The 26855-nt window shown below is 61.9% G+C and carries 26 protein-coding genes; 17 read left to right on the plus strand and 9 right to left on the minus strand.

Annotated elements, in window-relative coordinates:
- Nucleotides 1-182: 182 nt before the first annotated feature.
- The 4 genes from JAB1_RS26215 to JAB1_RS26230 all read left to right on the plus strand — a co-directional run bounded on the left by JAB1_RS26215 (nt 183) and on the right by JAB1_RS26230 (nt 4272).
- Nucleotides 183-410 carry a sulfurtransferase TusA family protein gene (locus tag JAB1_RS26215; protein ID WP_070282495.1) on the plus strand — a complete coding sequence of 76 codons (228 nt, stop codon included), beginning with the start codon at nt 183-185 and terminating at the stop codon, nt 408-410.
- 256 nt (nt 411-666) lie between these two features.
- On the plus strand, nt 667-1416 hold the full coding sequence (locus JAB1_RS26220; protein WP_034759884.1) for an electron transfer flavoprotein subunit beta/FixA family protein: 750 nt from the start codon (nt 667-669) through the stop codon (nt 1414-1416).
- 40 nt (nt 1417-1456) lie between these two features.
- A complete protein-coding gene (locus tag JAB1_RS26225) occupies nt 1457-2389 on the plus strand; it encodes an FAD-binding protein (RefSeq protein WP_034781780.1) in 933 nt (310 codons plus the stop codon).
- 92 nt (nt 2390-2481) lie between these two features.
- A complete protein-coding gene (locus JAB1_RS26230) occupies nt 2482-4272 on the plus strand; it encodes an acyl-CoA dehydrogenase (protein ID WP_070282497.1) in 1791 nt (596 codons plus the stop codon).
- A gap of 135 nt (nt 4273-4407) precedes the next feature.
- Here the strand turns inward: JAB1_RS26230 and JAB1_RS26235 are convergent, their stop codons facing one another.
- Nucleotides 4408-5034 (minus strand): glycine zipper 2TM domain-containing protein, encoded by a 627-nt coding sequence (locus tag JAB1_RS26235; RefSeq protein ID WP_070282499.1) that lies wholly within the window; start codon nt 5032-5034, stop codon nt 4408-4410.
- Between the two features lie 137 nt (nt 5035-5171).
- Nucleotides 5172-5606, minus strand: coding sequence for an NINE protein (locus JAB1_RS26240; RefSeq protein ID WP_034781788.1), 435 nt, complete (start codon nt 5604-5606; stop codon nt 5172-5174).
- 288 nt (nt 5607-5894) lie between these two features.
- Here JAB1_RS26240 and rpsP point away from each other — a divergent pair, with 288 nt between their 5' ends.
- The 10 genes from rpsP to JAB1_RS26285 all read left to right on the plus strand — a co-directional run bounded on the left by rpsP (nt 5895) and on the right by JAB1_RS26285 (nt 13284).
- On the plus strand, nt 5895-6146 hold the full coding sequence (gene rpsP / locus JAB1_RS29070; RefSeq protein WP_010395524.1) for a 30S ribosomal protein S16: 252 nt from the start codon (nt 5895-5897) through the stop codon (nt 6144-6146).
- Nucleotides 6147-6159: 13 nt separating this feature from the next.
- Nucleotides 6160-6717 (plus strand): ribosome maturation factor RimM, encoded by a 558-nt coding sequence (gene rimM / locus JAB1_RS26245; protein WP_070282501.1) that lies wholly within the window; start codon nt 6160-6162, stop codon nt 6715-6717.
- 50 nt (nt 6718-6767) lie between these two features.
- Nucleotides 6768-7514, plus strand: coding sequence for a tRNA (guanosine(37)-N1)-methyltransferase TrmD (trmD, locus tag JAB1_RS26250; RefSeq protein WP_070282502.1), 747 nt, complete (start codon nt 6768-6770; stop codon nt 7512-7514).
- A gap of 133 nt (nt 7515-7647) precedes the next feature.
- The gene (gene rplS / locus JAB1_RS26255; protein WP_010395528.1) at nt 7648-8031 is read left to right on the plus strand and encodes a 50S ribosomal protein L19; all 384 of its coding nucleotides are present in this window, start codon (nt 7648-7650) and stop codon (nt 8029-8031) included.
- Between the two features lie 81 nt (nt 8032-8112).
- Complete coding sequence (locus JAB1_RS26260; RefSeq protein ID WP_070282504.1) at nt 8113-8772, plus strand: CoA pyrophosphatase; 660 nt, start codon at nt 8113-8115, stop codon at nt 8770-8772.
- Between the two features lie 97 nt (nt 8773-8869).
- Nucleotides 8870-9829 carry a CobD/CbiB family protein gene (locus JAB1_RS26265; RefSeq protein WP_034759859.1) on the plus strand — a complete coding sequence of 320 codons (960 nt, stop codon included), beginning with the start codon at nt 8870-8872 and terminating at the stop codon, nt 9827-9829.
- 225 nt (nt 9830-10054) lie between these two features.
- Nucleotides 10055-10390 (plus strand): DUF3579 domain-containing protein, encoded by a 336-nt coding sequence (locus JAB1_RS26270; protein ID WP_029496213.1) that lies wholly within the window; start codon nt 10055-10057, stop codon nt 10388-10390.
- A gap of 81 nt (nt 10391-10471) precedes the next feature.
- The gene (locus JAB1_RS26275) at nt 10472-10921 is read left to right on the plus strand and encodes a CBS domain-containing protein (protein WP_070282507.1); all 450 of its coding nucleotides are present in this window, start codon (nt 10472-10474) and stop codon (nt 10919-10921) included.
- 78 nt (nt 10922-10999) lie between these two features.
- Nucleotides 11000-11818 carry an AraC family transcriptional regulator gene (locus JAB1_RS26280; RefSeq protein WP_070282509.1) on the plus strand — a complete coding sequence of 273 codons (819 nt, stop codon included), beginning with the start codon at nt 11000-11002 and terminating at the stop codon, nt 11816-11818.
- On the plus strand, nt 11815-13284 hold the full coding sequence (locus JAB1_RS26285) for a carbon-nitrogen hydrolase family protein (protein ID WP_083300013.1): 1470 nt from the start codon (nt 11815-11817) through the stop codon (nt 13282-13284). The genes JAB1_RS26280 and JAB1_RS26285 overlap by 4 nt, the downstream gene beginning before the upstream one ends.
- Nucleotides 13285-13475: 191 nt before the next feature.
- Here the strand turns inward: JAB1_RS26285 and JAB1_RS26290 are convergent, their stop codons facing one another.
- Nucleotides 13476-14216: a GntR family transcriptional regulator gene (locus JAB1_RS26290; RefSeq protein ID WP_034781815.1), complete on the minus strand. Its 741-nt coding sequence runs from the start codon at nt 14214-14216 to the stop codon at nt 13476-13478.
- Between the two features lie 459 nt (nt 14217-14675).
- Here JAB1_RS26290 and JAB1_RS26295 point away from each other — a divergent pair, with 459 nt between their 5' ends.
- From JAB1_RS26295 to JAB1_RS26305, 3 genes are all read left to right on the plus strand, one after another.
- Nucleotides 14676-17327, plus strand: a complete 2652-nt coding sequence (locus JAB1_RS26295) for a TonB-dependent receptor (protein WP_167468636.1) — start codon at nt 14676-14678, stop codon at nt 17325-17327.
- 123 nt (nt 17328-17450) lie between these two features.
- Nucleotides 17451-18764, plus strand: a complete 1314-nt coding sequence (locus JAB1_RS26300; protein ID WP_139144690.1) for a glycoside hydrolase family 18 protein — start codon at nt 17451-17453, stop codon at nt 18762-18764.
- On the plus strand, nt 18761-19873 hold the full coding sequence (locus tag JAB1_RS26305; protein WP_070282514.1) for a heparan-alpha-glucosaminide N-acetyltransferase domain-containing protein: 1113 nt from the start codon (nt 18761-18763) through the stop codon (nt 19871-19873). Before JAB1_RS26300 ends, JAB1_RS26305 begins: the two co-directional genes overlap by 4 nt.
- Before the next feature lie 2 nt (nt 19874-19875).
- On the opposite strand, the gene JAB1_RS26310 is transcribed toward JAB1_RS26305, so the two are convergent.
- The 6 genes from JAB1_RS26310 to JAB1_RS26335 form a co-directional block, all read right to left on the minus strand.
- The gene (locus JAB1_RS26310) at nt 19876-21078 is read right to left on the minus strand and encodes a DUF5009 domain-containing protein (RefSeq protein WP_070282516.1); all 1203 of its coding nucleotides are present in this window, start codon (nt 21076-21078) and stop codon (nt 19876-19878) included.
- 81 nt (nt 21079-21159) lie between these two features.
- The gene (locus JAB1_RS26315) at nt 21160-22467 is read right to left on the minus strand and encodes a hypothetical protein (protein WP_070282518.1); all 1308 of its coding nucleotides are present in this window, start codon (nt 22465-22467) and stop codon (nt 21160-21162) included.
- Between the two features lie 159 nt (nt 22468-22626).
- Nucleotides 22627-23760: a sn-glycerol-3-phosphate ABC transporter ATP-binding protein UgpC gene (gene ugpC, locus JAB1_RS26320; RefSeq protein WP_070282520.1), complete on the minus strand. Its 1134-nt coding sequence runs from the start codon at nt 23758-23760 to the stop codon at nt 22627-22629.
- Nucleotides 23761-23774: 14 nt separating this feature from the next.
- On the minus strand, nt 23775-25103 hold the full coding sequence (locus JAB1_RS26325) for an MFS transporter (protein ID WP_052140085.1): 1329 nt from the start codon (nt 25101-25103) through the stop codon (nt 23775-23777).
- A gap of 26 nt (nt 25104-25129) precedes the next feature.
- Nucleotides 25130-25966 carry a carbohydrate ABC transporter permease gene (locus JAB1_RS26330; protein ID WP_080753349.1) on the minus strand — a complete coding sequence of 279 codons (837 nt, stop codon included), beginning with the start codon at nt 25964-25966 and terminating at the stop codon, nt 25130-25132.
- Nucleotides 25967-25979: 13 nt separating this feature from the next.
- Nucleotides 25980-26849: a sugar ABC transporter permease gene (locus JAB1_RS26335; RefSeq protein ID WP_034781832.1), complete on the minus strand. Its 870-nt coding sequence runs from the start codon at nt 26847-26849 to the stop codon at nt 25980-25982.
- Nucleotides 26850-26855 lie beyond the last annotated feature (6 nt).

A 26855-nucleotide genomic window follows, 5' to 3' on the forward strand; every position in this document is an offset into this window, starting at 1 on the left:
CGCAGACACTGTTTGTGGGCCGTTTTGCCGTGTGGAATCTCGTTGTGACACCACAACAGCCGATGAACTATTTTGGTGCAGCGCGTCAATGCCCCTGATTTAGAGTAGTATGTCGAAAATCAGTACAACAAAACAATGGTGGGATATTGATGATGAGCGACACACTACTTGATACCGAGATTATGGAATTTCACAAAGAACTCGACGCGCGGGGCTTGAATTGCCCGTTGCCGATTCTGAAGGCGAAAAAGGCTTTGTCAGACCTGCAGAGTGGGGAAGTGCTGCGCATCATGGCAACCGATCCCGGTTCCGTGCGCGACTTCCAGGCTTTCGCCAAGCAAACGGGCAATGCCCTGCTGTCGCATGTGCAGACGGGCACCGAGTTCGTCTTCCTGATGCAGCGCAAATAATTCTGCCAGCCGGGGCCGCCGTGGCGCGGCCTGGTTTCTCCTTGCCGTGCCGCGTCACTTTCAGGCCCTTTTGCTGCCCTGCAGCGTAGCGGCCGAGCCCCCTGAAATCCTCAAAGCTGGACAGTTTAGATGGATTGCTCTAACAAAAAATCGCACGATCGTGCTTAAATTCGGTTCAGGATTCAAATTTCTCTTATAATCGAACGCACAATCAGCACTTGATCCGTCATTTTTATAATTTCCCAAAGGCATAGCTATGAAAGTCTTGGTACCCGTCAAACGCGTGGTCGACTACAACGTCAAAGTCCGCGTCAAGAGTGACGGCACTGGCGTCGATACCGCCAACGTCAAAATGTCGATGAACCCTTTCGATGAGATCGCACTGGAAGAAGCGATGCGCCTGAAAGAAGCTGGCAAGGTCACTGAAGTGGTCGCCATCTCCTGCGGCGTGACGCAGTGCCAGGAAACCCTGCGCACGGCCATGGCCATCGGCGCCGACCGCGGCATCCTGGTGGAAACGACGACTGAACTGGAACCGCTGGCTGTCGCCAAGCTGGTGAAATCCCTGGCCGAGAAAGAGCAGCCGCAACTGATCATCCTGGGCAAGCAAGCCATCGATGACGACAGCAACCAGACTGGCCAGATGCTGGCAGCCCTGCTGGGTTGGCCGCAAGCCACGTTCGCTTCGAAAGTCGTGCTGGAAGACGGTAAAGTCACCGTTACCCGCGAAGTTGACGGCGGCCTGGAAACCCTGGCATTGACCTTGCCAGCGATTATCACCACCGACCTGCGTTTGAACGAGCCACGCTACGTGACCTTGCCGAACATCATGAAGGCGAAGAAAAAGCCGCTCGAGACCGTCAAGCCGGAAGACCTGGGCGTCGACGTTGCGCCACGCCTGAAGACCCTGAAAGTCGTCGAGCCAGCCAAGCGCTCGGCCGGCATCAAGGTCCCGGACGTCGCCACCCTGGTCGCCAAGCTGCGTACCGAAGCCAAAGTCATCTAAGCGGCTTTGCCGTCTACCCAGAACAATTACAGGACATATCATGGTCGCATTAGTTATTGCTGAACACGACAACGCTACCTTAAAGGGCAGCACCCACCACACCGTGACCGCGGCCGCCCAGTGCGGCGGCGACGTGCACGTACTGGTAGCAGGTTCGAACGCATCGGCCGCTGCCGCTGCTGCCGCGCAAATCGCCGGCGTGACGAAAGTCATCGTGGCCGACGCGCCATACTTTGCCGACGGCCTGGCCGAAAACGTGGCCGAGCAAGTGCTGGCCATCGCCGGCAACTACAGCCATATCCTGGCGCCAGCCACCGCCTACGGCAAGAACATCCTGCCACGCGTGGCCGCCAAACTGGACGTCGCGCAAATCTCGGAAATCACCAAGGTCGATTCCCCTGACACCTTCGAGCGTCCGATCTACGCCGGTAACGCGATTGCCACCGTGCAATCTGGCGACAAGATCAAGGTCATCACCGTGCGCACCACCGGTTTCGACGCGGCTGCCGCCACCGGCGGTTCGGCTGCCACGGAAACCGTCGCCGCCGTTGCCGACAATGGCAAATCGGCCTTCGTGGGCCGCGAGCTGGCCAAGTCCGACCGCCCTGAACTGACCGCCGCGAAAATCATCGTGTCGGGTGGCCGTGGCATGGGTTCGGCCGAGAACTTCCACATCCTCGAGCCGCTGGCCGACAAGCTGGGCGCCGCCATGGGTGCTTCGCGCGCCGCCGTCGACGCTGGCTTCGTGCCGAACGACTGGCAAGTGGGCCAGACGGGCAAGATCGTCGCGCCATCGCTGTACATCGCCGTCGGTATCTCGGGCGCGATCCAGCATCTGGCCGGCATGAAAGACTCGAAAACCATCGTCGCCATCAACAAGGATCCTGAAGCGCCGATCTTTGCCGTGGCCGACTACGGCATCGTGGGCGATCTGTTCGAGATCGTGCCGCAACTGGTCAAAGAACTGGGTTAAGTCACACCCCTTCCGGTTTTGTTACTGACAAAGCCACGCCGGCCCGCCCCACACGGCGAGCCGCGCGTGGCTTTTTTCTTGGAGAAAAGAAGATGAGCTATCAAGCCCCGCTGAAAGACATGTTGTTCGTGATGAACGAACTGGCCGGCCTGGCCGAAATCCACACCTTGCCGGGCTGCGAAGACGCCACGCCCGACACGGCCGAAGCCGTGCTGGAAGAGAACGCCAAGTTCTGCGGCGGCGTGGTGGCCCCCTTGAACGGCCCCAGCGACAAGGAGCCGAGCTTCTGGCACGACGGGCAGGTCACCACGTCGAAAGGCTTCAAGGAAGCGTTCAAGGCGTATGGCGAAGCGGGCTGGCAGGGCGTGCAGCATCCGACGGAATTCGGCGGCCAGGGCTTGCCCAAGCTCTTGGCCACGCCGTGCATCGAGATGCTCAACTCGGCCAGCATCTCGTTCGCTTTGGTCGCCCTGCTGTCGGACGGCGCCATCGAAGCGCTGCTGACGGCCGGCAGCGATGAGCAAAAGGCGGTTTACCTGGAAAACCTGGTATCCGGCAAGTGGACGGGCACCATGAATCTGACGGAGCCGCAGGCCGGTTCCGACCTGGCCGCCGTGCGCACGCGCGCCGTGCCACAGGACGACGGCACGTATAAAGTGTTCGGCACGAAGATTTTCATCACGTATGGCGAACACGACATGGCGGAAAATATCGTCCACCTGGTGCTGGCCCGCACGCCGGATGCGCCCGCTGGCGTGAAAGGCATCTCGCTGTTCATCGTGCCGAAATTCCTCGTCAACGCCGATGGCAGCCTGGGCGCGCGCAACGACGCCCACTGTGTTTCCATCGAGCATAAACTGGGCATCAAGGCCAGTCCGACGGCGGTATTGCAGTTTGGCGACCACGGCGGTGCCATCGGCACCCTGGTGGGCGAGGAAAACCGCGGCCTCGAATACATGTTCATCATGATGAACGCGGCCCGCTTCGGCGTGGGCTTGCAAGGCATTGGCCTGGCCGAGCGCGCCTACCAGCAGGCCGTGGCGTTCGCCAAGGACCGCGTGCAGTCGCGCGACCTGGCGGGCTCGCCCGGCCCGGTGTCCATCATCCACCACCCGGACGTGCGCCGCATGCTGATGTCCATGCGCTCGCAAACGGAGGCGGCGCGCGCGCTGGCCTACGTGGGCGCGGCCATCAGCGACGTGGCGCACCACCATCCGGAGGCGGACGTGCGCGCGGAAAGCCTGGCGACGTATGAATACTTGGTGCCCGTGATCAAGGGCTGGGCCACGGAAATGTCGCAGGACGTCACGCGCGATGGCGTGCAAGTGCATGGCGGCATGGGTTTCATCGAAGAGACGGGCGCTGCCCAGCATTACCGCGACGCCAAGATCCTCACCATCTATGAAGGCACCACGGCCATCCAGGCGAACGACCTCGTGGGCCGCAAGACGGTGCGCGACGGCGGCGCCGTGGCGAAAGCCATCATCGCCCAGGTGCGCGCCACGGAAGCCCAGTTGGGCGAGCTGACCGGCGCCGACTTTCAGGCCATGCAGCGCCACTTGGCCGAAGGCAGCGCCGCGCTGGAAGCCGTGGTCGAGTACGTGGTGGCGAACATGAAGACGGACATCAAGGCCGTGTTCGCGGGCAGCGTGCCCTATTTGAAACTGGCCGGCATCGTGCTGGGCGGCTGGCAAATGGCGCGCGCGGCCGTGGTGGCGCAGCAAAAGCTGGGCGAGGGCAGCGGCGACGCTTCGTTCTACAAGGCAAAAATCGCCACGGCGCGCTTCTTTGCCGACCACATCCTGTCGCAAGCGCCAGGACTGCGCGCCACCATCATCGATGGCAGCGCCGGCGTGATGGCCTTGTCGGAAGAGCAGTTTTAAGTTGAAGCTTGGCCAGTGCGAGCTGGTTGAATGCAAAAAGCGCTGGAGATCACTCTCCAGCGCTTTTTTTTAGCCCCAAAGCAAATTCCGGGGTCGTACCCTCAGGGGACGACCCCGGTCTTTCTTGGGTTGGGCTTATCTTCTGGCAATACCATTACCGGAATTGCGCACCAGATCGCCAGCCGCCAGGCCTGGATCCTGGTCAAACGCGAAATCAGCCTTGGCGCCTGTTTCGTATTGCACGGTGACAGTCCACACCTTGCTGTTTTTCATGTGGCCTTCGACTTGCTTGCCTGCGAAAGCGCCGCCGGCGGCGCCGGCCAGGGTGGCCAGGTCCTTGCCGCGTCCGCCGCCAACCTGGCGGCCCAGCAGGGCGCCGGCCACGCCGCCGCCGATCATGCCCAGCGCGCCGCCTTCGCCCGCTTTTTCAGCGACGTTGACTGCCAGCACCTTGCCGCACTCGGCGCAGATTTGCTGCTGGGCTGGCTTGTTGTTCTGGCCTGCGTAAGAGTTGCCGGCCTTTTGCGCGGCCTTGGCGTTGATGATGGCCTGGTCGTATTCGCCCTTGGCGTCGCGCAGGCATTGCATGCGGGCTTTCGAGCTGCTTTCTTCTGCGCACAGTTTCTTGTCGTCCGCATAGCGCGTGCTGGCTTGCTTGGTGTCGTAGGCGTATTGCGCCTTCGGCGACAGGTTTTGCGCGAAGGCGGAGGTGCTGAACAGGGCCGTGACGGCGACTGCGAGGATGAGTGGGCGACGAATCATGATCTTCTCCTAGGGGGTGTTAAATGTGCCAGTAATGTCGGCATTGTGAATGCAGTATAGAGGAAAATCATGATTGCTTACCAACACTTACATGTGCGTGTGGCGCGCCATATCTGAAGTCATTTTCCGTATGGAAATTAACCGTAGGCACCGCCTGTATACAGCAAGTCGAACAGGCGCGCCATGGTGGCGATCAGCACGCCTGCGCCTAGCATCAAGGTAGCGACCAGCACCACAGCCAGGGGCCAGCCCGTGTCCGACAGGCGGCCGGAGGCGGCGTTGTAGCGCGCATCCCACTTGTCGTCGGGCATCAGGCCCAGCACCAGCGCTTCCAGGAAGCCGCCCAGGGCGGACAGGGTCAGCGGCAAAATCTGGTAAAACCAGTCCGCTTCGGGAAACAGCTGGCGCAGCAGCAAGGAGGCGGGCAGGGCGGCCAGGTGTAGCCAGCCCCAGCGGTCTTTGCTGCCATGCAGGTAGAAGCGGTGGGCGCCCAGCATGCCCAGCAGGAAGGCCAGTAGTGTCGTGAATGCCTTGTTCTTGTGCGACTGTTGCAAAATGGTAGCGGTGGTCATGGGACTCCAGAGTTGCTCATCGGTAAAGATTGCCAGTATCGGTCATTGCTTGCCGCAACGATAGCACTTTCAGACGGCGTTCAGGCGATGCTGTTGTGCAAGATCACCGCCTGGACGTGGCATGGCAGGCACGATAGACGCACGCGCCTATTGCGTCTTCGGCCATGACTGGTCATAATGTTTGATTAGCCCAAATTACACGCCCGTCATCATAACGCTTGCTGCCTGGCGGTAAAGCGCGCTATAATTTGCGGCTTTTTCCGCCTCAGCACACTTTTTGGAAATATTATGGTCGTTATTCGTTTAGCTCGTGGAGGCGCCAAGAAGCGCCCGTTCTTCAACATCGTCGCTACTGATTCGCGCAATCGCCGCGATGGTCGCTTCATTGAGCGTATCGGTTTTTACAACCCGATGGCGCAAGGTGGCGAAGTTCCACTGCGTATCACCGCAGACCGTCTGGCCTACTGGCAAGGCGTTGGCGCACAATTGTCGCCAACCGTTGCTCGCCTGGTAGCCAGCAACAACAAAGCAGCAGCTTAATTAGATCACTGGTTTGACGGTCAAGACTGCATCCGGGGTGAAAGTCCCCGATGACCTGGTACAGGTAGGCTATGTCTCCGGTGCTTATGGCATTGCTGGCGGAGTCAGGATCACTCCTTTCTCCGAAGATGCGGATGCATTATTAAGCGTCAAAACCTGGTGGTTTGATAAACCGACCTTGCATGATGTTCAAGTCAGGCAAGCGAAGTTACACGGCGGCGACGTCGTGGCCCAGCTGGTGGGTGTGGTCGGGCGGGATGCCGCAGAAGCGCTGAAAGGCGTCTCTGTGCAAATTCCGCGTAGCCATTTCCCGACGCTGACGGCCGATGAATTTTATTGGTCCGATCTGATCGGACTGACAGTCGAGAATTTGCAAGGCGAGTGCCTCGGCACAGTGCACGACATGATGAGCAATGGTCCGCAGTCGATCTTGCGCGTTACGCCCGTCGCCACTGCCGATGAGACCGTTGAAAAGGCGCCTGAGCGCCTGATCCCGTTTGTTGGCCAGTTTGTCATTAACGTTGACAAGGCTGCCAGCAAGATCACGGTCGACTGGGGCCTCGATTATTAAACCGCCTGCGCTTAACTTTGCGCCGGGCAAACTTTGCAGGATGGTGAGCGATGCAATTTGATGTCGTGACCCTGTTCCCTGAAATGTTTGCCGCGCTGACGCAGTCGGGTGTGACCCGGCGCGCCTTCGAGCAGGGGAAATGTGGTCTGTCGCTGTGGAATCCCCGCGATTTCACGACCGACAATCACCGTACCGTGGATGACCGCCCGTATGGCGGCGGCCCCGGCATGGTGATGATGGCCCGTCCCCTTGAAGCGACAATTCATGCCGCGAAGCAACGCCAGACCGATCTCGGTCTGGCGGCGCCCCGCGTGGTGTTCATGTCGCCGCAAGGCCGTCCGTTGACGCACGAGCGCGTTACGCAACTGAAAGCCGAACCTGGTTTGGTGATCTTGTGTGGCCGCTATGAAGCCGTGGACCAGCGTTTGCTGGACCGTTGCGTCGACGAAGAAATCAGCGTCGGCGACTTTGTCCTGTCGGGCGGTGAATTGCCTGCCATGGCGCTGATGGATGCGGTGATCCGCCTGTTGCCGGGTGTCTTGAACACCGAGGCATCGGCCATCGAGGACAGCTTCGTCAATGGCTTGCTCGATTCGCCGCACTACACGCGGCCGGAAACATATGAAGGCATGGCCGTGCCGCCCGTCTTGATGGGTGGAAACCATGCCGAGATCGTCAAGTGGCGCCGCCAGCGCATGCTGGAAGCGACCGCGACAAAGCGGCCTGACCTGCTGGTCAGTGCGCGTGCCGCCGGCTTGCTCAGCAAGACCGACGAAAAATTCCTGGCCAGCCTGTAAGCCGTTTTCGGACGGCAAGCAGGGTGGCCTTGCAGTGCCGGGCATGTTGCCCAAATTGGTAATACCCATCCTCTACCGGGCGGATACTTGCTATCCACAGTGCGCCGGCATGATGGTTTTCGGAGTTATAAAAATGGACTTGATTCAACAATTAGAGCAGGAAGAAATTGCTCGTCTGGGTAAAACCATTCCTGAATTCGCACCAGGCGATACCGTTATCGTCAGCGTCAACGTAGTCGAAGGTACGCGCAAGCGCGCCCAGGCTTACGAAGGCGTCGTTATCTCCCGTCGTAACCGTGGCCTGAACTCGAACTTCATCGTTCGCAAGATCTCGTCCGGCGAAGGCGTTGAGCGTACGTTCCAACTGTACTCGCCGCTGATCGCTTCGATCGAAGTGAAACGCCGTGGTGACGTTCGCCGCGCCAAGCTGTACTATCTGCGTGAGCGTTCGGGTAAATCGGCGCGTATCAAAGAAAAATTGCCAAATCGCCGCGTTGTGGCGAAAGCAAGCGCGTAATATCAGCGTCTGCGTTGGGAAAAGGGGTGCCTGTTATGGTGCCCCTTTTTTTATTCTGAATTGCTATTGAGGCAAGCTGCCATGGCCACTATCGCATTTGATCCAAAACAACTCGCCATCGATTCGATCGCCGGCGAGGCGGCGCTGGACGCCGTGCGCCTGACGCCCGGCTGGCTGCGCCAGCGCCTGGCCGAACAGCCTGACTGGCAGCCCGAGATTACCCAGGATTTTCTTTCCGCCCGTGCCGTGCCCGTGCGCGCCGCCGTGCTTATTCCCCTGGTGCAACGGCCACAGGGCTTGACCATCTTGCTGACCATGCGCACGGACCACCTGAGCAGCCATGCGGGCCAGGTCAGCTTTCCAGGCGGGCGCAGCGAAGCCTTCGATGCGTCGCCCATCGCCACGGCCTTGCGCGAAACGGAAGAAGAAGTGGGCCTGGCGCGCGAGCATATCGAAGTGCTGGGCTGCCTGCCCGATTACCTGACGGGTACCGGCTACCAGGTCACGCCCGTGGTGGGCCTGGTGACGCCGCCGTTCGAGCTGCGCGCCGACCCGTCCGAAGTGGCGGAAATCTTCGAAGTGCCGCTGGTCTTCCTCATGGATGGCCTCAACCATCAGCGCCTGTCGGTGGAGTTGCCCGGCGGACGGCGCTCGTTCTACGCCATGCCGTACGAGCGCTTCTACATCTGGGGCGCCACCGCCGGCATGCTGCGCAATCTGTTTCACCTCTTGCGCGCGTAAAATGGCGCCCCGCACGTAATAAGTTTGATTCCAGCACTGCACTGCGCTATCGTAGCGGGCATTGCGGTATTGCTGAAAAAGACAAAAAGGACGTTTGATGACATTTCTCTCCATACTTTGCGCATTGCTGATCGAGCAGCTCAAACCTTTGCGCGCGGACAATCCGATCTACGCCGAAATCAAGAGCCTGGCAATGCGCATGGAGACCTGGTTCAATGCCGGCCACGCCAACCATGGCCGCATGGGCTGGTTCCTCATGATCGGCGTGCTGATGGTGCCGACGGCCGGCATTTACTGGCTCTTGCAGCATTATCAGCTGACCCTGCTGGCCTTTGCCTGGAACGTCCTCATCGTCTACCTGACTCTGGGCTTCCGCCACTACAGCCATTACTTCACGTCGATCCAGCTGGCCCTGAGCGCCGGCGACGAAGCGACCGCGCGCACCTTGCTGGCCGAGTGGACCAAGCTCGACACGGTGGGCATGGAAGCGAGCGAAATCGCCCGCATCGCCGTGGAAAAAGCCCTGGTCACCACGCACCGCAATGTATTTGGCGTGTTCTTCTGGTTCCTCATGCCACTGGGCCCTGCCTGTGCCGTGATGTACCGCGTGGCCGAATACCTGGCGCGCGCCTGGAACGAACCCGAGCACATGCGCAATGAAGCGTTCGGCCAGTTCGCCGCGCGCGCCTTTTACTGGATCGACTGGATTCCCGTGCGCCTGACGGCCGTGGCGTTTGCCGTGGTCGGCAATTTCGAGGATGCCATCTACGCCTGGCGCAACTTCGCCCAGCGCTGGCAGGACGAGGCCATCGGCATCATTTTGACGGCCGGCGGCGGCGCCATGGGCGTACGCCTGGGCACGCCAGCGGAAACGGCGGCCCGCGTGCTCGTCACGCCGGACATGGCCGTCGATGACAGCGACAGCGAAAGCGATATCCTGCCAGGCGAAGAGCCAGGCGCGCGCGCCTTGCAGAGTACGGTGGGCCTCGTGTGGCGCGCCTTGCTGCTGTGGATGCTGCTGCTGCTGTTGATGTCGGGCGCCGTTTTCCTCGGCTGACGCGGGCGCACATGCGCCATCCATGCGCCTTGCGCGTGGAACAAGGTTAAAATAGGGGCTGGCGCGCAAGGCGTGCCGGCCCCTGTTTGCATCGTCAGGGCAGATCGAGGTAGAACCCAAGTCTTCTATAAGATATAATACTGGCTTACCGCAGCAAACGTAGTTGAATTACCAGCCCGGCTTACCCGCCGGGGCCATTCACGCAATCCAGTCCCGACAAGCCACATGGCCGAGTTATCTCAAAAAACAGGGGAACTCTCAGACGAGTTCTTCATCCTTGGTCTCACCAGCAATGGCAAGCAATTCCGACCCAGCGATTGGGCCGAGCGCCTTTGCGGAGTGATGTCCTGTTTCAATCCCGAAGGTGGCGGGCGCAATGCGCACCTCCAGTATTCGCCCTACGTGCGCCCGACCGTCGTCAATGGCGTCAAGTCGGTGGTGGTCAACACGAAGTTGCGCGAGATCGAGCCAATGGCGTTTCACTTCGTGCGCGAATTCGCCAAGGATAACGACCTGCAAATCGTCGAAGCCTGCTTCCTGCCGCCCCCCGAAGAAAAGTAAGACCCGTTTCATTGATGTGCCTCAAACCCGCCACGGCGGGCTGGCGTAGCGTGGACACTCTGCCTCAAACGGAGTGGCGACATGCGCATCGGCGACATCTGTACCTTGCACACCATCCATTGCCAGCGTGACACCAGCGTGCAGGACGCGGCGCTGCTGATGCGCCAGCACCACGTGGGCGACCTGATCGTGGCCGAGCAGCCGAACGGCGAGCGCGTCCCCATCGGCATCCTCACCGACCGCGACATCGTCATTTCCGTCATTGCCCTGGGCCTCGACCCCGCCAGCCTGCTGGTGGGCGACATCATGAGCGCGCAGCTGCTTACCGCCAGCGAAGACGAGGACGTCTATGACATCATCGAACGCATGCGCGTCAACGGCATCCGCCGCCTGCCCGTGGTCAACAGCCTGGACGCGCTCTCCGGCGTCGTCAGCATCGACGACCTGCTCGCCTTCCTGGCCCAGGAAATGGCCGAGCTGGCGCGCATCAGCAGCGGCCAGCTGGTGTACGAAAAGCGCACCCGGAAGTAAGCCCGTATTGCGCAATTTCAGTCAAATCCACTTCCCCCGAAAATGCTACAGTCGCTGCTCGTTCAACGGGAAGCATTCATGCACTATCTGGCCAAGGCACTCTGGTATATCGAATCGCACTATGTGGAGAATATCTCGCTCGGCGACATCGCCAATGTGGGCGGTGCCTCGCCGTGTCACCTGACGCGTGCGTTTGGCCTGGCCACGGGCCATTCCGTGATGCGCTATGTGCGGGCGCGCCGGCTCAGCGAGGCGGCGCGCGCGCTGGCGCAGGGCGCGCAAGACATCCTCGCCGTCGCGCTGGAAGCGGGCTACAGTTCCCACGAGGCATTTACGCGGGCCTTCCGCGAGCAGTTCCAGATCACGCCGGAGCGGGTACGGGCCCAGCGCCATGTCGGCAACCTCGCGCTGGTGGACGCCATCAGAATGGATGTGGCGCCGGGCGTGCCCCTGGACGCGCCCCGTTTCGAGCAGGGGCCCGCATTGCTGCTGGCGGGCTTGGTCGAACGTTATTGCGCAGAAACGGCTGCCGGCATCCCCGCCCTGTGGCAGCGCTTCCTGCCCCATGTGGCGCCCGGCCAGCTGGTGTATGGCGTGTGCTGCAACAATGACGACGCGGGCAATTTCGATTACCTGTGCGCCATGCCGGTGAGCGACTTTTCCCAGGCCCCAGAGAACTGGACGCGGCTGCGCATCGCGCCGCAGCGCTACGCCGTGTTTCATCACCGCGGGCATATTTCCACCATCCGCGCCACCTGGCACACGGTGTGGAACGAATGGCTGCCCCAGTCCGGGCTGGAAGTGGCCGACGCGCCCGATTTTGAACGCTACGACCAGCATTTCGATCCCGCCAGCGGCATCGGCGGCGTGGAAATCTGGCTCCCCTTGAAAGCATGAGCATGTTCCCGACCTTGACTACATCGGCTGCGTTTGCCGGCGGCACCGCGCTGCGCCAGCGCCTGTTCCAAACCGCCGCCGCGCTGGCGGCGGGCCTGCCCCTGTACTGGGTGCTGGGACCGCAGCCGCTGGGCTGGCTGGCCTGGTGCGCGCCGCTGCCCGTGCTGTGGCTGGCCCTGCGCTCGTCGCGCCGCGATGCGGCCTGGATGACGTTCCTGGCCGCCGTGCTCGGCCTGTCATCGAACTTTGCCTATTTCCGCCTGCTCATGCCCTTGCCGGCCGTGCTGGCCGTGATCACCGTCAAGGCACTGTTGTGGCTGCTGGTGGTGCTGGCCGCGCGGCGCCTCGTGCTGCGCTACCGGGCGCCCTGGACGGTACTGGCGTATCCCGTGCTGTGGGTGGCCATCGATACGCTGATGGCGGCCTTGCTGCCGGATGGTAACTGGGGCAGCCTCGCGTATTCGCAAGCGGATAACCTTGCCATCCTGCAGGTGGCGGCCCTGGCGGGCGTGCCTGGCCTGCTGTTTTTGCTGTGCCTGACGCCATCCGCGCTGGCCTTGCTGCTGGCCGGCGGGCGCGCGTATGTGCCGGCGGCCGGTGCCGCCGCGCTGCTGCTGGCGGCCGCCTGGGCAGGCGGCGCCTGGCGCGTGCAGGGCGCGCCGGCACTGGCGCCGGCAGGGCCGCTGGCGGGGCTGGCGGCCATCGATGACTTCATCGGCCCGGCCACGCCGCCAGCGCGCACACAAGCCATCTGGGACCAGTACGCGCGCCATGTCGAAGAACTGGCCGGGCAGGGCGCCAGGCTGGTGCTGTTGCCGGAAAAAATAGCTGTGCTGGCCCCAGCGCAGGCGGACGCCGTGCAACAGCGTTTCCAGGCGCTGGCGCGCAGCACGGGCGCGTGGATCACCCTGGGGCTGGGCGTGCAGGACGCTGCCGGCCGGCGCAACCTGGCGTGGCTGTTCGCGCCCGATGGCGCCGCGCCTGTCAGCTATCAAAAACATCATCTGGCGCCGCCCGAGCGCGAGTTTCTTTCCGGCAGCACCCATGCCGTGCAGCCGGTAGCGGGGATGGCCATGGGACTGGCCATCTGCAAGGACATGCATTTCGCGCCTCTGGGGCAGGCGTATGGCGCGGCCGGGGCGCAGGCGATGCTGGTGCCGGCCTGGGATTTCCAGCTGGACGCCTGGATGGGGGCGCGCATGACGGTGGTGCGCGGCGTGGAAAACGGTTATGCCGTGCTGCGCGCGGCGCGCGAGGGTGTGCTGACGGTCAGCGATGCGTATGGACGCGTGCTGGCGGAGCGGGCCAGCAGCGCCATGCCGGGCAGTACCTTGCTGGCGCCGCTGCCGGCGCACCCGAGCGTCGCTACCTGGGCCGGATGGCTGGGGCCGCTATTCGGCTGGCTGTGCGTGGCGCTGTGCGTGATTTTGCTGTGCGTGGGCCGCCGCGCCGCGCCCGCTTCCTGACGGATAATCACCGTTTTGCTGCAATGCGCAAAACCGCATTGCGCGGCTTTCTTTTATATTCTCTGCAGGCAGCCACATAATCGCCGCCGATGATTGCACCATTGCCGTGCATATATAGCCACGATGCCGGCATATATATTGCACTGCAATAAGTGGTTTTATCTGGTATTCAGAAATTCGGGCAGCTGGTATTAATTGGTACTTAATTCAGCCACGAAGTCATACATATCGCCGCGGAAGTAGGAGCGGCAAAATTCCACGGCGCGGCCATCGCGCAAAAAGCCCAGTCTTTCCACCGACAATCCGGCGTCGCCTTCCTCCGCCTGCAACAGGCTGGCCTGCTCCCCCGTCAACAACAAGGCGCTGAGCCGTTGCAAGGCGCGCACGGGCCGGTTGCCCGCCTGTTCCAGCGCGTCATACATGGAGATATCGACAGCGTCGAGGTTCGGCAGGCAGCTGGCGACGATGGTCGCGTATTCCAGGCACATCGGCACCTCGTCCGCATAGCGGATGCGGTGGAAGCGGTACACGGGCGCGCCCGGTGACAGCCGCAGGCGCAAGGCCTCTTCCGGGGTGACGGTGCCCTCCGCGCGCTTGAGCCACACGCTGCGCGGCGTGCGTCCGCGCGCCCGCATATCCTCGGAAAACGAGGTCAGCTTGGCGAAATTTTTCTCGATGCGCGTATTAATGAAATTACCCGAGCCGGGGCGCCGCACCAGCAAGCCCTCGTTGACGAGGCCATCGATGGCCTTGCGCACGGTGATGCGCGAGACGGACAGGTCGCTGGCCAGCTGGCGCTCGGCCGGCAAGGCTTCCTCGGGGCCGAGGATGCGCTTGTCGATCGCTTCGCGCAGCGCGCGCTGCAGTTGCTGGTACAGGGGCAGGCTACTCGTCTGCCCCAGGCCTTGCATGATGTGAGCCAGGGTTGTCATACGCTGAGGGTCTCCGTTACGGCGCGTTGCAGACGCGCTCTGTATCTGTTTTGTGTCGCTGGATAATACCAAAAAAGGCCGTTATAAAACCAATTTGAATTGTCATGCCAGCAATTTATGCCTGGCTTCGCCGGGATTTAGCCCGCCCATACGGGCTACGGATTGATTTAGATAAAGTGGTCTGTGTGATTCAAGCAACGTTATAAAAAAAAAGTTGCAACTGGTAGTGTTCTGGTATTGGATAGTAGTATATTGGCGTTGAATTGGTTTTGTAAGTGGTTGTGCCGAAGGGTCTGCAGCATGCCGGCGAGAGTGGGCGGCTGGAAAGAAGACCTACATTAAAAATGAAAAGGATCCAATCCTGGAGCCTAAATCAAGGGGGAGTACATGAAACGCAATTTGACAGCTAGCTCTGCAGCACGCAATTTGACGCCTATCGCCGCTGCTGTGGCTATGTTGATGGCAGGCGCGAGTTTCTCGGCGCATGCGCAGGAAGCCGTGGCAGCCAAGCCGGCAGCAGCGGCCGAAGTTGACGAAGGCCAGACCGTCGTCGTGACGGGTATCCGTGCATCGCTGCAACAATCCTTGAACCAAAAACGCAATTCCGACAGCCTGGTCGAAGTGATCACGGCTGAAGACGTGGGCAAGATGCCTGACAAAAATATCGCCGACTCGCTGCAACGCGTGCCCGGCGTTAGCGTCGCCGCTGCGGGCGGCAACGAAGGCAGCTTTGGCGAAAATGACCGCGTGGCACTGCGCGGCACACCGTTCGGCCTGACCCTGACCACCTTCAATGGCCACTCGGTCAGCAGCGGCGACTGGTTTGCCGACAACATCATCGGCGGTGGCCGCAGCGTCAGCTTCTCGCTGTTCCCCTCCGAACTGATCGGCCGCGTCACCGTGCACAAAGGTTCGCAAGCGAACCTGCTGGAAGGCGGCGCACAGGGCGTGATCGATATCGAATCGCGCAAACCGCTGGACTTCAAGAAACAAATTACGGGCCAGGTCAGCCTGGGCGCCGTGTACTCGTCCAACTCGGGCAAGAAAGATCCGCAAGTGAGCGGCATGCTGAACTGGAAGAACGATAACAACACCATGGGTGTGATGCTGCAGGGTTTCTATCAGAAGCGCAAACTGAGCCGTGTCGGCCAGGAAAATGGCGTCTGGTATGACGGCGTTGCCGCGGATTCGGCAGTCGCTGGCGCCTTGCCAGGTTCGGCCGGTGGCCGCGTCAACTACATGGGCGGCACTGCCTGGTTCGAACAGGAACGCACCCGCAAGGGCGGCCTGATCGACGTGCAGATCAAGCCGAGCAGCGCGCTGACCCTGGACTTCACGCTGTTCCATTCCGAACTCGACGCCCCCAACATCAACCATAACTTCATCCAGACCGTGGGCCTGGAAACGGGCAGCAAGGGCGGTTATCCTGTCGGCAACGTCAGCGGCACCTACAAGGGCGGTATCGTTACCGGCCTGCACACCACCGTGCCAGCCAATTGCGGCGCCATCTGCGCCGGCTATTCCAGCGCAGTGCAGGAAGAGTTCAGCCGTCCTGTGGCGGAAAGCAAGTCCGACTTCTTCAACGTCGATGCCAAATACCGCGTCAATGACCGCCTGACCTTCTCGGGCAAAGTCGGCACGACCAAGGGCGTGGGCAACACGGAAAGCGGCGCGCTGGGCGTTTGGATGCCTTGGACGGGCGGCGGCTACACCCAGAACGGCGCCAGCCATGGCGTGATCTACGATACCCCGGGCGCGAACAAGTTCTCGATCGGCGGCCGTCAGGCAACACCTTACACCTACGGTTCGCACGTCACCGCGAACGACAAGGAAACCTATGGCCAGATCGACGGTATCCTGAAACTGGACTTGCCAGCGATCTCGTCGGTGGAATTCGGTGCCCGCGTCGCGGAACACAAGCGTGACCTGACCGCCATCGGCATCGTCGCCAAGCCATCGCTGGGCGTCACCGCCAACCTGCCGATGGATGGCCTGACCTCGTTCCCGAGCAACTTCAAGGACCTGGGCGTGAACGGCGCCGGCTACTGGACGTTCTCGCAAGCGAGCGTCAACAAGTGGCTCAAGGATAACGCCACGTATGAAGGCAACCTGCGCCAGTCCGAGTTCAACATCAAGGAACCGACCCAGTCGGTCTACGCGATGGCGAACTTCAGCACGGAAGGCCTGTCGGGTAACTTTGGCGTGCGCTATGTGCATACCAAGGAAGACGTCAACCGCTACGAGCTGAACCCGGCTGCCCAGTACGAAATCAAGAACTACACCAACACGTATAACGATTTCTTGCCTAGCGCCAACTTCCGCCTGGATGTGACGAAGGATATCATCGGCCGTTTCGGTATCAGCCGCACCATGGCCCGTCCTGAACTGGGCATGATGGCTGGCCTGGATCTGCGCGACAACCAGCTCGACGGCAACGCCGGCAATCCTAACCTGCGTCCTATCCGTTCGAACAACGCCGACATCGGCGTGGAATGGTACTTCGCGCCAAAATCGATGGTCTCGGCTGGTATCTTCTACTCGTCGCTTGATGGGTATGTGACCTACGGCAAAGGTGTGACGACGTTCTACAACCAGTTGCAGAACAAGTTCACCCAGTATGAAGTTGGCACGCCAACCAATACCACGGCGGAAGTCAAAGGCCTGGAACTGTCGTATGTGCAAGCGTTGCCAGCAGGCTTCGGTGTGAACGCCAACTACACCTATACCGATGGCAAGGAAACGGGCAACGTCAAGGGTTCGCCATGCGGTGATTTCGGCGAATGCACCATGATCGGCACCTCGAAAAATGCGTATAACATTGGCGCGTTCTTTGAAAACGACAAGTTCAGCGCACGCCTGACGTACAGCTACCGTTCGGAATTCCTGAACGGCACCTCGCGTCGCAGCGCCGCCTACCAGGCTGGCATCGGCGGCCTGTCCGCATCGATCGCCTACCAGTTGACGGAAAACCTGGCCATCACCCTGGACGGCAAGGACTTGAACAATCCACTGTCGCGTTCGACCATCAAGACCCCAGGTTCGGATGACATGCCAGGCGCGTTCTACAAGAACGGCCGTCAGATCTACCTGGCACTGCAAGGCAAGATGTAAGACGTTTTATGTAGTTGATGCCTCCCGGCGGACACCCGGGATGGCATGACAATGGCGGAGCGCAGCTGGCTCCGCCATTTTTTTATTGCAAGATGGTTTTCTTTACATGGTGGGATACATCCGATGACATTACACGCAATGCTGGCTTGCTTCGCCTGCGCGCTGCCGCTGGCGGCCTCCGCCGCGCCTGCCGCTCCGGCCTTTGCGCCGGAAGTGGTGGCTTATTATCCCGGCTGGAAATCGGCCGATTTTCCCGTTAACGAGCACAATATTCGCGCTGGCAATGTCAGCCTGATCCAGTACGCGTTCGCCGACATCTGCTGGGATGGCGAACACGGCAATCCCGCGCCCGATGGCGGCGGCGTGAGCGCCTGCCTGGATGCGGACGGCAAGCCGTCGCGACCGGCCAATGGCAGCATCGTGCTGCCGGCACCGCAAGCCGATGCCGACAACCTGCGCAAACTCAATGCGCTCAAGCACAGCAATCCGCGGCTGCGCGTCCTGCTGTCGGTGGGCGGCTGGATCTGGTCGAACCGTTTTTCGGACGTGGCCGCCACGCCTGCCGCGCGCCGGGCATTCATCGCCTCCGCGCTGGAGCTGGTGCACCGGCATGGCCTCGATGGCGTCGATATCGACTGGGAACATCCGGCCACGGGGGGGATTCCCTGCATCGAAGGCAAGGTCTGCCATCGCGGCGACGACAAGGAAAACTATGTGCGCCTGGCTGCCGAATTGCGCAGCGCCTTCGACCAGGCTGGCAAGCAGGCGGCCGGCCGCCATTACCTGATCACCATCGCCGCTGGCGCGCATGCCAGCCTGACCGATGACAGCGATGCCGCGCCTGGCTGGATCGTCCGCCTGGCGGCGCAGCTGGACTGGATCAACCTGATGACGTATGACTACCGTGGCGTGTGGGATGCCGAGAATGGCCAGCTGGCGCCCCTGTATGCGGATCCCGCCGACCCGCAGCGCGACAAGGGGCTGCACGCGGACGCCACCGTGACGCGCTTCCTGCGCGCCGGCGTGCCTGCCGCCAAGCTGGTGCTGGGCGTGCCCTTCTATGGCTATGGCTGGAAGCAGTGCGCCGCCGGTCCCCGCAGTGACGGCCTGTACCAGCCTTGCCAGGGCGCGGCCAGCGGCAATGACGGTACGCCGACATTCACGTACCGACATCTGCTCGAGCAGGGCTATCTGGTCGATGGCAAGGGCGCGCGCGGTTTCCAGCGCCATTGGAATGCTGCATCGCAAGTGCCGTATCTGTATAACCGCGACAGCGGCGTTTTCATCAGCTATGAAGATGCGCAATCGGTGGCCCGTAAAGTGCGCTATATCCGCGACAAGGGCTTGCGCGGTGGCATGTTCTGGGAATTGAGCGGCGATGCGCAGCAGGTGCTGGGCACGGCCCTGGCGCCTATTCTGAAGGGGGCGCAGCCATGAACCAGCGTTACCTCGCCCTCGACGTCCTGCGCGGCCTGACCGTCGCCCTGATGATCGTCGTCAATACGCCGGGCGACTGGGGCAGCGTGTATGCGCCGTTCCTGCATGCCGAATGGCATGGTTTTACCGTGACAGACCTGGTCTTTCCCAGCTTTTTGTTTGTCGTCGGCAATGCGCTGGCCTTTGCGCTGGGGAAGTATGAAAACCTGGGCCATGGCGCCGTGCTGGCCAAGCTGTGCAAGCGCAGCGCGCTGATCTTTTTACTGGGCTTCCTGCTGTACTGGTTTCCCTTCTTCAAGCTCGACGATGCGGGCCAGTTTGCCTGGTCGCCCCTATCGCACACGCGCATCCCCGGCGTGCTGCAGCGCATCGCCGTGTGCTACCTGGCCGCCGCGCTGATCCTCCATTACTGGAAGACGCGGGGCGCGCTGGTCTTCAGCGCCTGCGCCTTGCTTGGCTATTGGGCCATCCTGGCAACCTGGGGCGACTACAGCTTGCACGGCAACGCGCCGGCCAAGCTGGATCTGATCCTGCTGGGCGACAGCCATTTGTACCACGGCGAAGGCATCGCCTTCGATCCGGAAGGCATCCTCGGCACCTTGCCAGCTATCGTCAATGTGATTGCCGGCTACCTGGCGGGCAGCTTCCTGCGCCAGGCGGCGCCGGCGCAGCTGCGCGCCAGCCTGTATCAGCTGGCCGTGGCCGGCGCCATTTGCGTGGCGGTGGCCCTGTGCTGGAATGAAGTGTTTCCGATCAACAAGAAGCTGTGGACCAGCTCTTACGTGATGCTCGGCATCGGGCTGGACTTGCTGCTGCTGGCGCTGCTGATGTTCATCATCGACGTGCGCAAGATCACGGGCTGGACGTATTTTTTTGAAGTCTTCGGCAAGAACACCCTGTTCATCTACCTGGTGTCGGAAGTGCTGGTGATCATCGCGTTTACCGTGCGCATCGGTGGCGGCAACCTGTACCAGTGGCTGTACCAGCAGTGGTTTACGGGCTGGGCGCCGGCGCGCGTGGGCTCCTTGCTGTTTGCCGTCAGCTTCATGCTGCTGTGCTGGCTGATCGCCTACGGCATGGACAAGCGCAAGATCTATATCAAGGTCTAGCGCTAGAACTTCAGCTTCAGGCCATAGCGTGTGGCCAGGGCCGTGAAGAGCAGCATCAGGGTGGTGACGGCGGCGGCATTCCACAGGCCGGCCGCGCCGCCCGTTTCAAGATACGGCCACCAGAAGCGCGGCAGGTGCAGCACGGTTGCCAGTTGCTGCCACAGATCGGGCACGATGTAGGCGAACAGGGCATTGGTGCCGGCGGGCAATAGCACCATCGCCCAGGCGCGCCAGCGCCACACGTCGATGACGACATAAAACACGAGGAACAGGGCCAGGATGATGGCGCTGCACACGAGCGTGTAGGATTCCGTTGCCGCGATCTTGTTGATGTGGTGATACGGCCGCAGCAGCAGGCCGGCCACCAGCAGGCCCAGCGCGAACCACGCCATGAAACGTATCCTCTGGGCATGGTTCAATGCCGCGCCACGCAGGAACAGCCGGCCCACCAGGGTACCGGCCAGCACATTGGCCGCCGTCGAACCGAGCACTTGCGGCACGTTGACAAACCCGTTGATACCCGCCGGCAGGAAATCCAGGCTGCCCGCCGTGCCGCCCATGTACAGCGCGATCAGCAGGGAAAGCACGCCCATCAGCGCCGTGCCGCTGCCCTGGCATGCCAGGTACAGCAGGCTGCACAGCAGGTAAGACCAGCCGATCATGCCGAGGATGCCCCACCAGGACGGTTGCAGCCAGGTGCTGGAAAATTCCGCATTCAATTCACCGCGGAACGTCGCCAGCAGGAACAGCATCAGGGCGCCGCCCGCGGCCAGCTCAAGCTTGCCCGCACCCTGGCGCCACAGCAGGATCATGGCCACGTAAAACAGCAGGAAATACACGGCGTGCGGCAGCAGCGCCGCCTGCGCATCGTAGCGGTAGGCGTTCGCCAGCACCACGCCGGCCAGCATCAGGCTGGCGGAGCGCCACAGCAGGCGTCCCAGCAGGGCTGGCGTGACGTGGCCGCAATGGCGCTGCAAGGCCAGCGGAATGGCCATGCCGACCATGAACAGAAAGCCGGGAAAGACCAGGTCCGGCACGGTGATGCCGTCGGCGCGCGGCCCCGCATGTTCGAGCCACCAGGCAATGCCGGGCATGCCGGCCAGGTAGTTGACCCAGATCATGGTGACGATCACGAAGCCGCGAAAGGCGTCCAGGCTGGTCAATCGTTCGGCGGCGGCGGCGGTGGCGACAGTGGCTGGCGGCATGGGAGGATGAAAAAAGGTCGAAAAAAAAGCAGCCCCGGCCTGAGCCGGGAACTGCCTTGCGCATGCTGGACGGAGCGGGAATTACTGTGCCGCTGCTGCCGGTGCCGCCGCTGCCGTGGCAGGGCGGTTCAGCCACAGGATCCAGTAGCGGGCCAGGTCGCCCACGCCGTCGCCGCCCTTGACCGTTTCCAGGACCTTGATGGCGTCATCTTTCTTGCCAGCCATGGCGTAGGAGTAACCGAGGCGCAGCTTGGCGTCTTCAGCACGTTTCAGGCCGCCCTTGGCGATGCCTTTCTGGATCAGGTCGATACCTTTGTCGAACTGGTCCATCGTCACGAAGGCGTAGCCCAGGTTGATCAAGCCCGTGCCATCCTTGCTCTTCATGGCCGACGCTTCGCCGCTGGCGATACTTTTTGCATCGTCGGCGGCAGCCTTGTTGGCCTGGTCGCGCAGTTTCTTGTGCTTGGCGGCATTCGCGCCCGTGCCCAGCACGCCTTTGGCAAAGCCGGCGTCGAGGACTTTTTTCGCTTCCGTCGGGAAGGCGTTTTGCAAGGCGATTTCAGCCATGTCGCTGTAATCTTGCGGCGACATGGTGCCGACGGCCTGGAATTGCAGGCGCAGCACGTCCAGCGCGAAGCGGTCGGAATAGCCGGCCTTGCCCTGCAAACGGCCCAGCAGGTCGGTCCAGTAGTCGTCCGACGGGTAGTAGCGCACCAGGTTTTCCATGGCGATCAGGTAGGTGGCCGGATCCTTGCTTTTCGAGCCCGTGTTGGCCAGCAATTGCAATTCTTCCAGGCTAGGTGTCTTGCCCGCTTGCTGTTGTGCCGTGATATCGGCCAACAATTCCTGTTTTGCGCGCGCAAAGTCATTGCCCAGGTAATAGGCGCGCACGATGTACTTGCGTACGCTGGCGACATCGCCCGTTTCCGTCTGGTAGCGGGTGAACCATTTGATGGCGTTCGGGTAATCCTTGGCGTTGTAGTGGTAGTTGGCCAGCGCCTGGATGAAATCGCCCTTGACGTTCTTTTCCAGCTTGCCCGATTCGATCACCGCTTCCAGTGCCGTCATGGCCATGGGCGCATTGTTGGTGGCCGATGCCAATGCCACGCGCAGGCGGTTCAGCACGAACGTTTCATATGGCGTCAGGGCCGGAATGGCGGCAGCCTGGTCGATGCGGCTTTGCACGTCGGCGTAGTTCTTGGCATCCATCGATGCCTTCACGGCGGTCGGATCGAGCAGCTTGAACACTTCAGGGCGCACCGATTCGGCCGGAGCTGCAGCCGCGGCGGCGGCTGGCTTGGCATCCTGCGCGTGCGACAGGGATGGCAGGACATTCAGGCCGATGGCGGCCAGGAGCAGGCTAAGACGGGCAAGACGGAATTGGGACATGGTCAATCCTTCAATCAATAACAAAAATACGCACCGGCACTGGCAACCGCAACATCGTGCAGTGGCATTGCCAGAGGGGCAAGGAAGCTCGAAAAACACATTTCTGCCGTTCTGTCTGCGTAAGTCAAACAGAAGCGGCATGATACAAAACGGCTATTGTCACATAAACGGCTGAGCGGGTGCGGCAAACGTGCGTGCCAGGGCTTGCCCTGCGGCATCGAACAGCAGGCAGCGCTGCGCTGGCAGGTGCAGGCGCATGGCGTCGCCTGCCTGGCGCAAGCCTTCCTCGGCCGGCAGCTTGACGGCCAGCATCTCTGCCACGCCCGGCATGCTGGCGTAGACGATGGCCACGTCGCCCAGGTATTCGACATGGCTGACGGCCGCGTCGATCACGTTGCCGTCCGCATTGTCCCCGTGCTGCAGGCTGACATGCTCGGCGCGCACGCCCAGGGTCAGCCCGTCGCCCGGCGTCACGTTCCCGCCCTGCGCTTCGACGTCGATGACGGCGCCGCCGGGCAGGCGCACGGCCACCGAGCCGGGGCCGCTGGCAACGGCCGTGCAAGCGATGAAGTTCATCTTCGGCGCGCCGAGGAAGCCGGCCACGAACAGGTTGCCGGGATTGTTATACAGCGCGTGCGGACTGCCTACCTGCTCGATGCGCCCGCCATTGAAGACGACGATGCGCTCGCCCAGGGTCATCGCCTCGACCTGGTCGTGCGTGACGTAGATCATGGTGGTTTTCAGTTCCTGGTGCAGGCGCGAGATTTCCACGCGCATCTGCACGCGCAGCGAGGCATCGAGGTTCGACAGCGGTTCGTCGAACAGGAAAACCTGTGGCTTGCGCACGATGGCGCGGCCGATGGCCACGCGCTGGCGCTGGCCGCCCGACAGGTCCTTCGGCTTGCGTTTCAACAGAGGCGTGATCTGCAGGATGTCGGCCGCGCGCTCGACGGCGGCGCGCACCTCGGCCTTCTTGTGTCCCGCCAGGGAGAGGGCGAAGGCCATGTTTTCGTACACCGTCATGTGCGGATACAGGGCGTAGCTCTGGAAGACCATGGCCAGGCCCCGCTCGGCCGGCGCGATATCGTTGGCCAGCTTGCCGCCGATATGCAGCTCGCCGTCGGTGATGTCTTCCAGCCCGGCGATCATGCGCAGCAGGGTCGATTTGCCGCAGCCGGACGGTCCCACGAAGACGACGAATTCGCCGTCGCGGATATCGAGGTCGATGCCGTGGATGACCGGGTGCTTGTCGTCATACAGCTTGACGATATTCTTTAATGCGATGTGTGCCATGGACTGTGCGATTCCTAGCTTGCGCTGGCCGGCGCGGACGTGGCGCCGGCGTCAGACTGGTCGGAGGTATCCTTCGGGCCGATGCGCATGAAGCGCGACAGGATCAATACGGGCACGGCCGACACCAGCACCCACAGGAAAAACGTCTTGTATCCGAGCGCCGTCTGGATGTCGCCGCTGATCATCTTGAACAGCACGAAGCCCAGCTGCATCACGCCGGTGGCGAACGCATAGTGGGCCGTCTGGTACTTGCCGACGGAGACCACCTGCATCATGAACAGGATCAGGCCGACGAAGCCGAAGCCATAGCCGAACATCTCCACGCTGAGCGCGGCCGTGATCAGGGTCAGGTCGGTCGGCATGCTGTGGCTCAGGTAATAGAACACCAGATTCGGCAAGTTCATGGCCAGGATCAGGAAGAACATGGCGCGCTTCAGGCCCAGCCACGAAGTGAAGTAGCCGCCGCCGATGCTGCCCAGCAGGAATGCCACGGTGCCGGCCGTGCCGTACACGGCGCCCACTTCCGTCGTCGACAGGCCCAGGCCGCCCAGTTCGCGCGCTTCGCGCAGGAACAGCGGGCCGATGGTCTGCACTTGCGCCTCGCCGGCGCGGAACAGGATGATGAAGGCGATCATGCCCCAGATGCCGGGCTTTTTCAGGAAGTCCACCAGCACGTCCCACAGGGTGCGGCTGATGCCGGCCACGCTCTTGTCGGCCACGGCCGCATTGCGCACCTGCGGCAGCGCCCACAGGTGGTACGCGGCCAGCGACAGCATCATGGCGCCGATGATCAGGAAGATCACCGACCAGGCGGGCTTGATGCCGATTTTTTTCTCCAGGTAGCCGGCCAGGATCACCAGGCCGCCCAGCGAGATGAACTTGCCCGCATTGAAAAAGGCGCCTTGCCAGCCCGCGTAGGCCGCCTGCTGCTTGTCCGACAGGCTGGCGATATACAGGCCGTCGCAGACGATGTCGTGCGTGGACGAGGCCAGCGCGGCGACGAACAGCACGGCGATGCAGGCGGCGAACCACAGCGGCGTTTGCAGGGCCAGCGCGATCAGGCCCAGGCTCAGGCCACCGGCGAACTGGAACAGCACCACCATGGTCTTCTTGCTCGACGCCAGTTCCAGGAAGGGGCTCCACAGCGACTTGAAGACCCAGGCAAAGCCGATCAGGCCCGTCCAGCGGGCGATCTGGTCGTTCGGCACGCCCATGCTCTTGAACATCAGGCCGGCCACCAGGGCCACGGCGTAGAACGGCAAGCCCTGGGCGAAGTACAAGGTGGGCACCCAGGAAATCGGGCTGCGGACTTTTTTGCTGATGCTGATGCGCTGGTCGTGCATGGGGGCTTCCTTATCGAGAGACGTTTTCATTTGACTGCGCCGTCCATGCCGCGCATGAAGAAGCGTTGGGTAAACAGGAAGGCGAGCAGGGTCGGCACGATGGTGATCAGGGTGCCGGCGGCGATCACGCGCGTGCTGCTGCCGAAGGTGCCGCGCAAGTACAGCACGCCCACCGACAGGGGAAATTCATCGGGCTTGCTCATGACGATGGAGGGCCAGATGTATTCATTCCACGATTCGACGGCCGTCAGGATGCCGACGGTGGCCAGCCATGGCGTAATCAGTGGCAGCATGATGCGGCTGAAGATGACCCACTCGGTAGCGCCATCGACACGCGCCGCGTCGATCAGGTCTTGCGGCACTTCCTCGAACGCCTGCTTGAGCAGCAAGATGGCCACGGCCGTCACCACGTTGGGCAGGATCACGCCCGTGTAGGTGTCGACCAGGCTCATTTGCGTGATGGTGATGAAGTTGACGAGGAAGTTCACTTCCGATGGCAGCACCAGGGTGGCGAGGATCAGGCCGAACACGAGCTTGCGGCCACGGAATTTCAGGCGCGCCAGCGGATACGCGGCCAGTGAACACAGCAGCAGTTTCCAGAACACGGTGAACACGGCGATCAGCACGGAGTTCTTGAAGAACGACCAGATCGGGATCGCATTGAACACTTCGATGAAGTTGTCGAAGGACGGCGCCTTCGGCCAGAAGGTGGGCGGGAAGGCGAAGATATTGCCTTCCGTGGAAATGGCCGTCACCAGGGTCCACCAGAAGGGGAAGACGCAGACGACGGCGATCGCGCACAGCACGGCATAGTGGCCCAGTATGTGCAGGCGCGTTTTCAGGGAGCGGGAACGGGTTGTCAAGGTCATTCCCCTGTCAGCGGTGCTTCGGTTTGAGGTAGCGCAGACACAGCAGGGCGATGCCGATGCAGAACAGCGAGACGACGAAGCTGGCCGCCAGCGCGCGCGGCAGTTTCAAGTGCTTGAGGCCCTGGTCATACGCGTAGTACAGCGCCGTGAAGGTGGAATTCATCGGGCCGCCCTGGGTCAGCACATCGACTTCCTGGTAAGCCTTCAGGGCCGCCAGCACGGACAGGATGGAGCACAGCATGATGGTGGGGCGCAGCATCGGCACGGTGATCTTCCAGAAGCGCTGCCAGCGGTTGGCGCCATCGAGCATGGCCGCTTCCTGCATGTCCGACGGGATCGATTGCAGGGCCGCCAGGTACATCACCATGTACCAGCCCAGGCCGCGCCACAGGGTGACGAACATCACGGCAAACAGGGCCAGGCTGTCGTTCGACAGCCAGCCCACGGGCGCGTTCACCAGCTTCAAGGTCATCATCACGTAGTTCAGCGCGCCCTGTTCGTGGAACATGAAGCCCCACATGATGCCGACCACGGAAACGGTGGTCACCACGGGCACGTAGAAGGCGGCGCGGAACAGGCGGATGCCGGGCAGGCGGTTGTTCACCAGCACGGCCAGCACGATGGCGCCCACCTGCACGAAGGGCACCATCAGCAAAAACATCAGCGAGTTTTTCAGGCCCGAGACGAACATCTCGTTGTTGAAGATGTAGCGGAAGTTATCGAGGCCGACGAAGCGCGTCTCGCGTATCAGGCTGTAATCGGTGAAGGCCAGCACGGAACCGTAGCCGACGGGCCAGAAGGAAAAGGCGGCCAGCAGCAGCAGGGCGGGGGTGAGGAAAAGCCAGGCTTGCACGGTATGGCGGTGGGTAAGTTTCATGGCGTC

The sequence above is a fragment of the Janthinobacterium sp. MP5059B genome (assembly GCF_001758645.1).
Classification (GTDB): domain Bacteria; phylum Pseudomonadota; class Gammaproteobacteria; order Burkholderiales; family Burkholderiaceae_D; genus Janthinobacterium; species Janthinobacterium lividum.